We start from the raw sequence: 13,793 nt of genomic DNA, 5'->3' as shown, positions 1-13,793 counted from the left end.
GTAAGATGTAAGATCCCATGTAGACCACATGGTTGATAGGATGGATGTGTAAGCGCTGCGAGGCGTTAAGCTAACCATTACTAATAGAACGAGAGAATTTTAGAATAAAATCTATTACTCAACGCACATTTAAAATATATATTTTTCAATCTAGTATTCAGTTTTCAAAGAATAATCGACAAACCAAGATCTGGTGATAATAGCATAGAGGTCACACCTGTTTCCATTCCGAACACAGAAGTTAAGCTCTATTACGGCGACAATATTGCGTAAGTGAGAAGATAGCGAGTTGCCAGTTCAAATAAAAGAGAATCCGAAAGGATTCTTTTTTTATGTTTAATTAACATTGTTTGAGTTATGATTTATAATATTAATAAATGAACTTAAAAGTGGGGGTTTGCGATGAGACAAATTATTAAATCATATCTTAAAACCTTTGCTAAAAACTGGGTTTCAACTATAGGAACATTGTTGTTTATTGTAATGTTGGCAACAATTGTTATCGGGATGCTAGCAACACCTCTGCAATTACAATCAAAAATCAGACACGCCGAGAAAAATAACACAGCATATAATTCGCAAATTGATTTAACGGAAAAACCGGGATATGATTCTAATTTTACATACCAATATTTTTACTTATCTAATGATTTTAACTATGAAAAATTAGTATGAGAAAAATCAGACGTTGAAAAATTATCAAAACTTGAGATTGCAGCGATTAAATCTATGATGGTTGCTGAATTTGGGGAAAATTGAGAAGAGATAATAAGAGATCCTAAGAATAATCAAAGAGAAAGTGTTTTAGAACTATTGAGTTCAACTATTAATGAGGATTTACAAAGCCACCGAGATGGTGCACTTTTAAATACAAAACGTATTGTTAAAAAAAGAACAACTCACAACAAAGGAAATTTTTAATGAAAGTATTAAAATTTTACTAGAAGAAGTGAAGATTGAAATTAAAGAACAAAATATCGATTTAACAAATGTTGCTGATAATAAATTACAAGATGTTATATCGATAGCCTATAAAAACTTTAATAAAATAAATGAATTTCTAAAACTTAATTCTTTACCATCAATTGATTTTACAAGTCTAATTACAGCTGGTAATATTACGGAAATTGTGGAAAATATATCAATTCAAATTCAAAAAATATTAGATGGTTTGAGTAAAGAACAAGATAATTTGTTATTAAGTTTTCAAATTTTGAGTCCAGAATTCAATGCAATTTTGAGTTCAAAAAAATATCTCCATGATGATCAAATTTACATTTTTGAATCTATTTTAAATAACAAAAATAACAAAAATGCTTATGATGAAAATGGTTTCAAATACCAATTAGGTATTGATAAAAAACTTACTTTAACTAAAACAGAAGCTGGTTCTGTGACTCCTTCATTAGTTTTTGAACTGCAGTCATCTAAAACTGATTTAGATGTAAATCAACTTCAATTGTCTAAAAAGACAAATAGTGAAATGCCTAGTGTTTGAGATACTAACGCCGAATTAGATTATTCGAAAAATATTATTCCAGAGATTGTTGTTTCGTCGGGTTATGCAAAACACAATAAATTAAAAATTGGAGATGTTATTGAACTTCCATCTTCATCTATTTCTAATACTGGATTAGCATTGATTGATAAAAAAGACAATTTTTATGTAAATTCTATAAAATTTAAAATTGTTGGTACGGGTGAAAAATTTGATGATATGGTTCCTGGGAGTGGTTATACACCTTTCATGCAAGGAATTGAAACGTACTCATTTGGCTATGTTTCAGGTCAATTAATTGATGAAATGAGAGCTTCGAGATGAGCGTTCAACAAACAAGCTGATAGAGAATACTTTGTTAACTATAAAATTCTTAACAGAGATGGTGGTGTGAATAAATTACCAACTAAAGCTTTTTCATTCACAGATGAAAACGAAATGCTTTATTCATTTAATGATTTACCATTCATATCATGATCTAAAACTAAAATAGCACAAGCTTTAAATAATATTAATATCCAAGTTATTATTTATATTGCACTTGGTGTTGCTGTACTTGTTCTAGCCTTTATCTTCATCAACTTCACTATTAAAAAAGAGATGAATGAAACTAGAAAACAATTGGGTATTTTCAAATCATTTGGTTATAAAGTAATTGAGTTGTCTTGAATATTTGCCTTAAAAACATGAATAACTATCCTTGCAGGAATAGTTATTGGATACTTTGTTTCAATACCATTGCAAATATTTGCAGCAGGAAATAGTGAAGCGACAGTTATGTTTCAATTTGGAGCAGTTTACTGAAGTCCGATATTCTTGGTGATGTTGTGAATTGTTATCCCAGGTGTATTTTTACTAATTTCTTATGGACTAACAATTCTGTATTTAAGAGAACCAGTTTTATCATTGATTAATCACGGAACTAAAATTAATAGAAATGTAAGACAAAGTTGATTTAGTCGTAAACTTTCTGAAAACGGAAAAGGATTTAACTTCCGATTAAGAAGGGCCTTTGTAAAAACTTCTCGTGGTAAGTTTGCAATTGTTCAAACATTATTCGCCTTCTCTGCACTAGTTTATACAATGATGTTTGGAGCTCAAGCTATTATGCAACAAACTATAGATCAAGGAATGAGCATAGTTAAAGATGGAACAGATCACGTTTATGCTTGATACTATGATAAGAATATTGGAATTAGTGAAGCTACAAATGGTAAATATGGAACAACTAATATTGAAAAATATAAAGAGGAAGCTTTACAATATAACAACTATTCTAATAGTAAAAATATTAATGCTGCACTAGATAATAATGTAGATAGTTCAGATTCTAGATATCGTATAAAAATACTTATGAATGCGGTGGGGAATTCTATTTCTAAGGAATTGAATGCAGAAAATAAATTAGCAATGATTTTACCATTTGAAAAAGTACTACAAACTTTTGGAAATCTAAGTAAAAATGATTCAACTAGCGATTTATATGGAAATGAAAATTATTATTTAAATCCAATTATGACATTCAAAGTTTTGGATAAAGAAAGTGAACTTTTAAAAGATGATATTCAAGCTCTTAAAGAAGGAAAAACATTAAACAAAACAATCGATACATATAAGGAAGATCAAAGTGATTTATTCTTGGATATAAATGATCTTGATTATAGCAAGATATCTGAAACTCTTTTTGGAATGCTTCCAAAAGAAGGGAATATCTCAAATAATTTATTTGCTTCTGATGTGGCAAAACTTTTATCAATTAAAATTGCAGAAGGTTATGCTTCAGCTCAGATGCTTATTGAAGTTTTAAAACAGTTCCCGGGTCAAGATATAACTAATATCAAGTTAACTGAAGAAGTTCTAAAAAATGCTTGAGTAAATGTTTCTAATAATAAAGAAATGTTAGATTTTAACCCAAATCAACAAAAATATTGAAGAATTGATCAAAACCCGTTAATAGAATCATTGATGGGAATGAATGGCTTGTCTTCAAAAAACAGAGATGGAGATATTTCTACTTCATTAACTGGTGGAATTGGATCAGCTATTAGTATGGATAAAGTTTCATTAGCTGCACAAACTCTAATAATGGGAGCAATGATGTTGAGTGATATCAATGGATTAGATGATGAAAAAGTAGTAACTTTCAATCAACTTTTCTTCGATGAAGATAAGGAACACTTGGATTTCTATTTAGAGGGAATTGCTAACGATCAGAAAAATGATAATCCTGAAATAATCAGTTTGATGTTAAATGATTTCAGTGCTGATTCTAAATTTGGTGATCCTGCCAAACAATTAAATTATCAAGGAGTTACTTCTGAACAAATTGAATCTTTAAAAGAAGACTTCGGAAATGAAAATTTAACATTTAATGCAATAATTCCATATTTCTATGCAAAATCTAATGATTTAAAAATTGGCGATATTATTGAAGCTAAAACAAACACTTTGAAAAAAGTTGACTACAAGTTGAGAGTTACAGCTATCAATGAGTCTATTACGATGAAGGCTACTAGATATCCTCAAATTGTTTTAGATTATGGTTTATTCAGACAAAAAATGTTTAGTGATGAGTTGAATCAATTATTTGAAGAACATCCTGAATTAATACCTCATTCAGACATTTGATCACAAGAAAAAATGTTGGATGGAGATATCGATTATAGAGATATTCCAGGATCAGTTAAAAAGATGAAATTCTCTGGAGATACTGTCTCAATTAGAATTAAAAATGATGCACCCGTGTTTGCTTCAATCTTTAAAGGTTTCGTTGCTGAAATGGATGAATTTATTGAGTCTGGAAAAAATCCTCAAGTGATAGATGAGACTGTTGGTATGTATACTAATCCAAACTTATTAAGTGCGGATAGACGTAGTATTTCTCTACCAATTAACATTAGTAAAACTGGAGTTAAAAATTTATCAAATCAAATTACTACAATGTTAAATATTTTCTTAATTTTACAAACAATTTTATTAGCAATTATTTTAGTTGTTGTAATGAATATTGTTGTTGATGAAGCGGCTCGCACTATTTTAACAATGCGCGCTCTTGGTTACAAACCTTTCGAAATAAATTGAGTAGTGATGGGAAGTTATATAATTGGTGCAGCTATTTCTTTTGTAATAGCATATGGATTATCGTTAGTTATATGACAAGGTTTCTTGTGGTATGCTGCGAGTGAATTCTCTGTATATATATTCTTACCATTTGATTGAAAAGCATTGGTTGTTACATTCCTAGTATTAGGAAGTGTCATTGGATTGGGTTGATTTACAGCTAATAAACAAGTAAATAGAACACCGCTTAACCAAATTACAAACTTTGCCTAAAATAACAGCATAAGCTGTTATTTTTTATTATTAAATGAGTAATAAGTTGGTAAAATATTATTATAGATAAAAGGTGAATATATGAGTGAATACAATAAACTAATGGATGATTTTAATAACAATAGTGTTGCTAAAATATCTAAAACAAAATTTAGAGAATATGAAATATCATGAAGGTTTGATGGGTTTCCAAAATTAATTTCAAAACCATCATTTCTAACATATGTTCAAACAAGCTTTGATTACCAATTTAGTAGTTTGCTAATTGATGAAATTGAAAATCAAATTGATGAGATTAGGCATCTGTTTAAAACTACAAATGAAGGGGCACAAACATATTTAAATGAAGTTGGAATTCCTGAAATAATCGTTAAACAATACAATATGTTTTTATTAACAACATATACAACTGTGAGAGATTTTATAAATGAGACATTCATCAACTGAGTCTTCTTGAATGCCTTGCATGAAGAATGAGAAATAAAAGAAGAAAGATATGATTCTGATAAATATTATCAATATAAATTCGAAAGACTTAAATTTGATTTCCAAAGAAATCTAAAAAAAGTTTTGAAAGCGATTCAAAAATTAATGCCAAATGATCAAACATTAAAATTGATGTTAAATGCATATGATCAAGATATGACAGCTAAGGAAAAGCACATCTTAGATTTAAAAGATAAATCTAAACTAAACTAGTTTACATCTTATTATTAAAGTGTAAAAGTAGTAAAATAATTATTATGAAAGAGGTACAACATGCTAGATAAATTAAAGTTAATTCTTAAAGATTTTAATGAGAAATTAAATGAAGCTAAAGAGCAAAATCAATTAGAAGAAGTTAAAAGACAATTCTCAGGAAAAGAATCTCCATTAAATGAAATTCTAAAATCAATGAGAGAAGCAACAGCTGAGCAAAGACAAGAAATTGGAAAAGTTGCAAATGAAGTAAGAGTAGAAATTGCTAACAAATTGAATGAAAAATTTGATGCTATTGCAAAAGCTATTTTGAGAGAAAAACTTTCAAAAGAAAAGATTGATGTTTCTTTATCTGGAACAAATGTTGACTTTGGTACTAAACACCCATTGAATTTAGTTATTGAAGAAATCTCAGATATCTTTACTGAGATTGGATACGAAATGGTTAATGGTCAAGAAGTAGAACAAGATCTTTACAACTTCCAAAACTTAAACTTACCAATTGGACACCCTGCTAGAGATATGCAAGATACGTTCTATATTAATGAAGAAGTTGTAATGCGTACTCACTGTACAAACATGACATCAAGAATGTTATCAAATTTAGCAGAGCAACAAGCTGGTGAAACTAAAAACTTAGCAGCAATTTCATATGGTAATGTTTACCGTCGTGATGATGATGATGCAACACACTCACACCAATTTATGCAAATTGATGGATTCGCAGTCGGAGAAAAGATTTCTTTCGCAAATCTTAAATGAGTTTTAAAATACATGTGTCAAAGATTATTTAATGAGAATGTTAACATTCGTTTACGTCCAAGTTTCTTCCCATTCACTGAACCAAGTGTTGAAGTGGATGTATCATGTTTCAAATGTGATGGAAAAGGTTGTTCATTATGTAAACAATCAGGTTGAATTGAAATTCTTGGAGCAGGGATGATTAATCAACAAGTTATGGAATTAAATGGATTAAACCCAGAAAAAACAACTGGACTAGCATTCGGTATCGGTGTTGAAAGAATTGCGATGCTAAAATTCGGAATTAACAACATTAGAAATTTTTATGAAAATAATACAAAATTCTTGGATCAATTCAAGTTTTACGGAGAATAGGGGGAAATAGAAATGATTATTACAAGAAAATGATTAGAAAAATTTATTAATTTATCAGAAGTATCAAACGATCAAATTTCTGTTGCTCTTAACTCACTTGGTTTTGAAGTTGAAGAAACTCATGATTTTTCAAAATTAAATGATGAATTAATTATTGGGTATGTTGAAGAATCAACACCAGTTGAAGGAACTCATTTAAGATTAAATAAAGTTAATGTTGGAGAAAAAGAATTAGCACAAATTATTTGTGGGGCTCCAAACGTTGATAAAGGTCAATTTGTAATTGTAGCTCAAGTTGGGAAAACAATAGCTAACGGTTTAACATTAACAGATCGTGAAATTCGTGGTTACAAATCACAAGGTATGATTTGTGCGTTAGATGAAATTGGTGTTTCTAAAAATGTTTTAACAGAACTTGATCAAGATTCAATTTATGTAATTAACTCAAGAGAAGATTTAACTTCAAAAATTGGAAAATCAATTAGTGAAATTAATTTTGAAGATTATATTTGAGATATGGATTTAACTTTGAATAGAAGTGATGCATTAGCAGCAACTCAATTATTAAAAGAAATTGCTAACTACTTTAAATTAACAATCAACAACGATGCATTCGAAGTTGAAGTTGCTAAAAACTCAAATAAAACAGTTAACATAACAGTTGATAGTGATTTAAAAGAAGAAGTTAGAACAATCTCAGTTGCTAACTTAGAGTTAAATGAAAATGAAATCAAAGTTGAAGCTAAAGATGATCTTTGATTAAAATTTAGCCAAGCAAAATCAGTTGAAAATCCTTATGAAGATTTAGCAAACATGGCTGCTATCATTTCTGGTCAGCCAGTTATCTTAATTGATGGTGATAAAATCGGAAATGAATTAAAAATTTCAAGAGTAACAATTGAAGAAGAATCTTTTGTCGCTTTAGTTGATAAAGGAAGAATTATAAATGTAATTGGTAAAAAAGTAGAAGAAGAATTCAAAGTTACTTCTGATACTAAAAACGTTGTGGCAATTTACCTAAACTTTAATCCGGTTGCAATGCGTAAACAACAAAAAGCATTAAATATGTCATCAGTTGATTTACAAAGATATATGAAACCATTAAATCCAAATTTAGGTGTTTATGGTCACAAAGTATTATTGGCAATATTGAATGAATACGGAATTGTTAAAACAACTTCAGAAGTCAATGTTCTATTAAAAACAATCACAAACGTAACAGAATACAAAATCACATTAACAAAGATTAAAGAATTATTAGGTATTGAAATTAGTGTTGAAGAAATTAAATCATTATTCAACAGTTTAGATTTCAGTATTGAAGTAGAACAAGACAACTTAACTTTTAATGTCGATGAAAACCGTATGGATTTATATGGTCAAAATGATATTTGTGAAGAAGTTGCTCGTTTATATGGATACGATAATATTCAAGAACAACCACCAGTTATTATGGCTAGAAGAAATTCTAAAAACATAAATCAAAAATTACAAACAAAAATAGGTGAATATTTAATTGGTAAAGGTTTCTACAATACCAAAACTTATTCATTAGTCGATGTTAAAGATGTCGAAAAATGAAACCTATTCAATATTGAAAATCCAATTTCATTAATGTCGCCATTATCAAAATTACATGAGACATATAGAACAAGTTTAATTAATTCATTAATTGACGTAGCTATTTACAACTCTTCAATTGATAATAAAAATGTCAAATTATGAGAAGTGGCTGATGTTTATGCTCATGGAGAATTCAGAGAAAGACACTTAGCTTTCTTAACTACAGGTGATATTTTAGATGACAAATTAAATAAAACTAAAGTTGAAGGAAATTATTTCTATAACAAAGGTATTGTTGAAGCAATCTTAAAACAATATAATATTGATTTAAATAAAGTTACTTTTAATAATAATGAAAATGTTATTGATGAAATTCACCCATTTGTTAATGCTGAAATTAAGTTTGAAGATAAAACATTGGGATTCATTTTCAAACTAAACCCAAGATTTGAAAACATTAAAAAAATTAATCCAACATTCTGTGTTGAATTAAATATCAATGCATTAGAAGAAGTTTCTCAAAAAACTTATTTCGCAAAAGAATTTTCTAAATTCCAACAATCAACTAGAGATATTTCATTATTAATATCTGTAGAAGATAAGTATCAAGATTTAATTAAAGCAATGGTAATTGATGTTGAAAATATTGTTAATGTAAAATTAATTGATGAATATCATGATGAAACACTAAGTGCTAATAATCAAAAATCACTTTCAATTTCATTTGCATTTAATAATTTAGATCACCAATTAACAGAAGCTGAGATTAATGCTGAATGAGCTAAGATTTTAGACAATGTTGCAAAATTTGGAGCAATAGTAAGATAATGTTGTTATCTGAATTAAAAAGCAAAAATCACATAGAATTGACTTCAGAGATATTAAATCCTGAAAAGATCATTTCTAAAGAAGCTTTAATTAAAAAATATTTGAAAATTGATTATGATATCGATCTTGACTATATTGATTCAATTCAAACAGTTGAGGTCAACGGTGTCATCAACTTTACCATTTTAGCAATTGATGCTAGAGATGGAAAAGAGTTTGAATACACACAAGGAATTGACTGAAATGAAGAGTATGCCTTTGATTCAGATTTAAATGATAATGCTAATTTAATCTTCACAGACGAGTTCAAAATTGAAGATTATGTAATAGAACAAATAAATATGAATATTCCTATAAACTTAACAATAAATAATGATATAATTTTTAAGACTGGTTCTGGATGAAAACTGTTATCAGAACAACAGTACAACGATTCTGAAAATGAGGATCCAGATCCTAGATGAGAAAAATTATCAGAACTCACAAATGAACACAAATAGGGAGGTGTCACAAACATGGCTGTACCATTTAGAAAAACTAGTAAGGCTGCTAAAAATAAGAGAAGATCTCACTTAGCTTTAGCATCAGCATCAATCGTATCATGTACAAACTGTGGTGCTATGATTAAACCACACCGCGTATGTAGAGAATGTGGTTTCTACAAAAACAAAGAAGCTAAAAAAGTTGAAGCGTAATAAGCTTTAATGGATAATAAAAAAGTGAGGTTATGCCTCACTTTTTTTGTGCAGTTTAAGATATTTAATTGTTTTTTAAATAAATAGGGAAAATGTAAAAAAACTTTACTATTCCCTATTTTTTTTGTGATAATATATGTATGTGGGAGAAAGTGGGGCGAAGTGTCATGTTATTAGGAACATACGAACATAAGTTAGATGACAAACTTCGTCTAGCTATTCCAGCTAAATTACGTAGTAAATTAGGAAATACTTTATATGTGTCTAAAGGATTCGAAGGATGTTTAGAACTTAGAAGTGTTGAAGAATTTGAAAAATGATCTGCAGAGGTCATGTCTTTCTCATCTATGAAATCTGAAGCACGTATGTTAGCAAGAAGTATTTTTGCTAACTCAGCTGAAGTTGATATAGATTCATCAGGAAGAATTAAAGTTCCAGCTAATTTATTAGAATTGGCAACAATTGAAAAAGAAGTTTATATTTTGGGATTAGGTTCAAAAGCTGAAATCTGAGATAAGAAAAAATTTGATGGATATGAAGATGAAAATTTAGACCGCATGGAAGAGATTGCTGAAAATCTTGGGAGTGTAGCTTAATATGGAACAACACATACCAGTATTATTGAATGAATCGATTGAAATGTTGAATGTTAAACCTGACGGAATCTATGTTGACTGTACTCTTGGAAGAGGGGGTCACTCTAGTGAAATATTGAAGAAATTAACAAGTGGTAAATTGTATTCAATAGATCAAGATCCAACAGCAATTAAAGAAGGTACTGAAAAGCTTTCTAAAATTTCAAATAACTTTGAAATTTTAGAAGGAAACTTCCTTAATATATCAGCACTATTATCTTTAAAAGGGGTATTTGCAGTTGATGGTATTTTATACGATCTTGGAGTTTCTTCTCCACAATTCGATGTTCCGGAACGAGGGTTTAGTTATCGTTTTGATGGACCATTGGATATGAGAATGGATACAGTAAATAATTCATTAACAGCACATACTATTGTTAATGAATATTCTGAAGAAGATCTTAAAAAGATTTTTTGAAATTATGGTGATGAAAAATTCGCACCTTCAATCGCAAAGAATATCATTGCAAACCGCCCTATTAATACAACATTTGAATTGGTTGATGTTATTAAAATGTCGCTTCCTCAAAAAGTATTAAAACTTCCAAAGCATCCTGCTAAAAAAGTATTTCAAGCTTTACGTATCTATGTAAATAATGAAATAGAAGTATTAAAAGATTCATTGAGACAAGGTTTAAGTTTGTTAAATCCTCAAGGAAGAATATCTGTTATTACTTTCCATTCATTAGAAGAAAAAATCGTTAAGGAAATATTTAAAGAAGTTACAATTTCAGAACGTGACGCAGTTATTGCATCACTTCCAATGGAAATTGAATCTGACACAGAATTTAAACTTGTAATAAGAAAGCCGATCAAGGCTTCTAAAACAGAATTAGAAAATAATCGTCGTAGTCACAGCGCTAAATTGTGAGTAATAGAGAAAAAATAAGAAATAGAGGTGAGAATTATGAATAACTTAAATATTAATGTTTATGCAACTTTGGAAATTAAAAATAAAATTTTAGTCTTTACAGTTTCTAAATATATTGGAAATAAGCTTATGGTTATTTTCACTGGTGAAAAAGTTAACGAAAAAGGTTGATTAAACTCTAAAGGTGAAGTAATCGATATTGTTAAAGCCGGTAAAGAATTAACTGCTATGATAAATGAATTCGAGACAACGCATTTTGGTTTAAAAATATTTAGAGTTATGCTAATTCTACCTAATAACAATATTCAAGTACGTCTGAATAGTGGAACTATTGATGTTAGAAATGAACAACAAAAACCAGTTCTAATTAAAAAAGATCACATTAAAGAATTAACTGCTGATATTAAAACTAAAAACGCTATAGATGGTAACACCGTTTTATCTCATGAGAGAGTTCAATTAACAGCAGATGGTCAAGTTTCTGAATTATCAGGAATCAATAAGTTACCAACTTCAATTTTAGGAATGACATTAAGAACAGTAGAGGTTCCTACAAAAGTATTGGAATCACACAAACGTGTTGTGGCTAAGGCTAATCGTGATGCTACGATGTTTGCTACAACAAACATTAATGCAATGTACTATTCGGTGTCTAATGTAGAGACAAAAAATAAACCAATGCTAATTGTAAACTGAAAAACAAACTCAACAGAGATTGGTTACTTTAGTAACGGGAATCTGGTTAAGTTTGTTAAAATGAAGAAATCAATTACAACTGTCATCAAAAAAGTTGCAAAGAAAATGAAGATTTCAAATGAAAGTGCTAAAGATTATATCTTTAACATAATGGATCATTCATCAACTAATAATGATGAAAGTGTTGTATTTGCTAAATGAAATAACGATACAAGAATCTTAGAGAAAATGAAGGGTTCAAGTGTGACTGAAATGATTTCATTAATCATTAATTCAATTTACTCTGAAATTAAAGATGTTTTAAAAGAAACTATTAACTTAGGAGATTTCATCACATATAACTTCGGGATGATTCAAAACATTCCAGGAGCAAATAAAATTATTAAAAATGGTAAAGCATTATCAAATGATTATGTTTACGAAGAAAACACATTTGGTTCTACAAATAATAGATTAGCAGCAACAATTGGGGCTGTTAAAGAAGTTAAGCGTCGTAATGATAATATGCCTAATAAGGTTATTACATCAGTTGGACTTACTAAAAATATTAATGTTGAAGAAAACACAAATTCAAAAGGATTTGGTAATGTTTTTGGAAACCAAATCAAACCAAGTTATAATCAAGCATTATTCTTAAATAATGATGGAATAGTAATTGATAGCAAGAAAATTAGAAATAAATAGGGGATCAAAAAAATGGAAAACAACAATACACAACAAGAATTTACACAAAAAGCCAAAATCAAAGTAATTGGAGTTGGTGGTGGTGGAAACAACGCCGTAAATAGAATGGTTAATGAAGGAGTTCAAGGAGTTGACTTTATTATCGCAAATACAGATGCTCAAGTTTTAGCTGCTTCAAAAGTTCCTACTAAAATCATTTTAGGAGAACAAATTTCTAAAGGTTTAGGAGCTGGAGCAAATCCCGAAGTTGGAAAACAAGCTGCTTTAGAATCAGAACACCAATTAAGAGAAGCGTTATCAGGAGCTGATTTAATCTTTGTAGCTGCTGGAATGGGTGGAGGAACAGGAACTGGTGCTGCACCAGTGATTGCTAAAATCGCTCAAGAATCAGGAGCTTTAGTAGTAGCTATTGTTACTAAACCTTTCCGTTTCGAAGGAAAACACCGTAACCGTTTTGCTGGTGAAGGTTTAACAGAATTGAAAAAATACGTAGATTCAATTATTGTTATTTCAAATGACAAATTATTAGAATACATTGGAGGAATGCCAATTCAAGATTCTTTCAAAGAAGCTGATGCTATTTTAAAACAAGGGGTTCAAACAATTACAGATTTAATTGCAGTTCCTGCTGTTATTAACTTGGACTTCGCTGACGTTAGAACAGTTATGTTTAAAAAAGGAAATGCACTATTTGGAATTGGAATTGCTTCTGGAGAAGAAAAAGCAGTTAACGCTGCAAATAAAGCCATCTCTTCATCATTATTAGAAGCTTCAATTAGTGGAGCTAAAGATGTTATTGTTAACATTACAGGTGGAAAAAATATCTCATTAAATGACGCTTATGATGCAGTTGATGTTGTTGAACAAGCTGCAAATAATGATGATTTAAACATCGTATTCGGAATTGCTATTAATGAACAATTAGAATCAGAAGATGAATTAATCGTAACTGTTATTGCAACAGGTTTCGAGGAAAGAGAACATGTTGAAGTAAGACAACAACCTTCATATAGATCAACAAACTTAGCTGATCCATTTGAAATTAATTCGAAAAAAGAAGTTAAATCAGAAGTAGAAGAAGAATATATTTCACAAGACAAAAATGTTCAAAGAGAAGATATTCTTGCTGAAGACATCTTTGATAACGATGACTTCCCAACATTCTTAAAATAGGA

General features: G+C 29.3%; 11 protein-coding genes and 2 rRNA genes. All 13 read left to right on the top strand.

The features are described from left to right. Positions 1-105, top strand: a 23S ribosomal RNA gene (locus tag G319_RS0102585); the annotation flags it as partial. An 84-nt stretch (positions 106-189) separates the two neighbouring features. Beyond that, positions 190-298, top strand: a 5S ribosomal RNA gene (gene rrf, locus G319_RS0102580). A gap of 104 nt (positions 299-402) precedes the next feature. Beyond that, complete coding sequence (locus G319_RS09485; RefSeq protein WP_026389554.1) at positions 403-921, top strand: hypothetical protein; 519 nt, start codon at positions 403-405, stop codon at positions 919-921. Next, positions 881-4,831 carry an FtsX-like permease family protein gene (locus tag G319_RS09480; protein ID WP_026389553.1) on the top strand — a complete coding sequence of 1,317 codons (3,951 nt, stop codon included), beginning with the start codon at positions 881-883 and terminating at the stop codon, positions 4,829-4,831. Before G319_RS09485 ends, G319_RS09480 begins: the two co-directional genes overlap by 41 nt. 81 nt (positions 4,832-4,912) lie before the next feature. Then, positions 4,913-5,530, top strand: a complete 618-nt coding sequence (locus tag G319_RS09475; protein ID WP_026389552.1) for a hypothetical protein — start codon at positions 4,913-4,915, stop codon at positions 5,528-5,530. A gap of 60 nt (positions 5,531-5,590) precedes the next feature. Next, positions 5,591-6,646 carry a phenylalanine--tRNA ligase subunit alpha gene (pheS, locus tag G319_RS0102560; protein WP_026389551.1) on the top strand — a complete coding sequence of 352 codons (1,056 nt, stop codon included), beginning with the start codon at positions 5,591-5,593 and terminating at the stop codon, positions 6,644-6,646. A 12-nt stretch (positions 6,647-6,658) separates the two neighbouring features. Continuing rightward, positions 6,659-9,037 carry a phenylalanine--tRNA ligase subunit beta gene (gene pheT / locus G319_RS09470; protein WP_026389550.1) on the top strand — a complete coding sequence of 793 codons (2,379 nt, stop codon included), beginning with the start codon at positions 6,659-6,661 and terminating at the stop codon, positions 9,035-9,037. Beyond that, positions 9,037-9,537, top strand: coding sequence for a YceD family protein (locus tag G319_RS09465; RefSeq protein ID WP_026389549.1), 501 nt, complete (start codon positions 9,037-9,039; stop codon positions 9,535-9,537). The genes pheT and G319_RS09465 overlap by 1 nt, the downstream gene beginning before the upstream one ends. A gap of 15 nt (positions 9,538-9,552) precedes the next feature. Beyond that, positions 9,553-9,732 carry a 50S ribosomal protein L32 gene (gene rpmF / locus G319_RS0102545; RefSeq protein WP_026389548.1) on the top strand — a complete coding sequence of 60 codons (180 nt, stop codon included), beginning with the start codon at positions 9,553-9,555 and terminating at the stop codon, positions 9,730-9,732. Between the two features lie 167 nt (positions 9,733-9,899). Continuing rightward, on the top strand, positions 9,900-10,328 hold the full coding sequence (gene mraZ / locus G319_RS09460) for a division/cell wall cluster transcriptional repressor MraZ (protein WP_026389547.1): 429 nt from the start codon (positions 9,900-9,902) through the stop codon (positions 10,326-10,328). 1 nt (position 10,329) lies between these two features. Then, positions 10,330-11,256 carry a 16S rRNA (cytosine(1402)-N(4))-methyltransferase RsmH gene (gene rsmH / locus G319_RS0102535; protein ID WP_026389546.1) on the top strand — a complete coding sequence of 309 codons (927 nt, stop codon included), beginning with the start codon at positions 10,330-10,332 and terminating at the stop codon, positions 11,254-11,256. Between the two features lie 18 nt (positions 11,257-11,274). Further along, complete coding sequence (locus G319_RS09455; protein WP_026389545.1) at positions 11,275-12,618, top strand: hypothetical protein; 1,344 nt, start codon at positions 11,275-11,277, stop codon at positions 12,616-12,618. Positions 12,619-12,630: 12 nt separating this feature from the next. Further along, positions 12,631-13,791 (top strand): cell division protein FtsZ, encoded by a 1,161-nt coding sequence (ftsZ, locus tag G319_RS0102525; RefSeq protein WP_026389544.1) that lies wholly within the window; start codon positions 12,631-12,633, stop codon positions 13,789-13,791. The last annotated feature ends 2 nt before the right edge of the window (positions 13,792-13,793 follow it).

The sequence above is a fragment of the Tullyiplasma multilocale ATCC 49900 genome (assembly GCF_000483165.1).
In the GTDB taxonomy this organism is placed as follows: Bacteria; Bacillota_I; Bacilli_A; order Mycoplasmatales; family Mycoplasmataceae; genus Tullyiplasma; species Tullyiplasma multilocale.
Note: the sequence above shows the minus strand (reverse complement) of the source record. Positions and strands in the feature narration are given on the sequence as shown.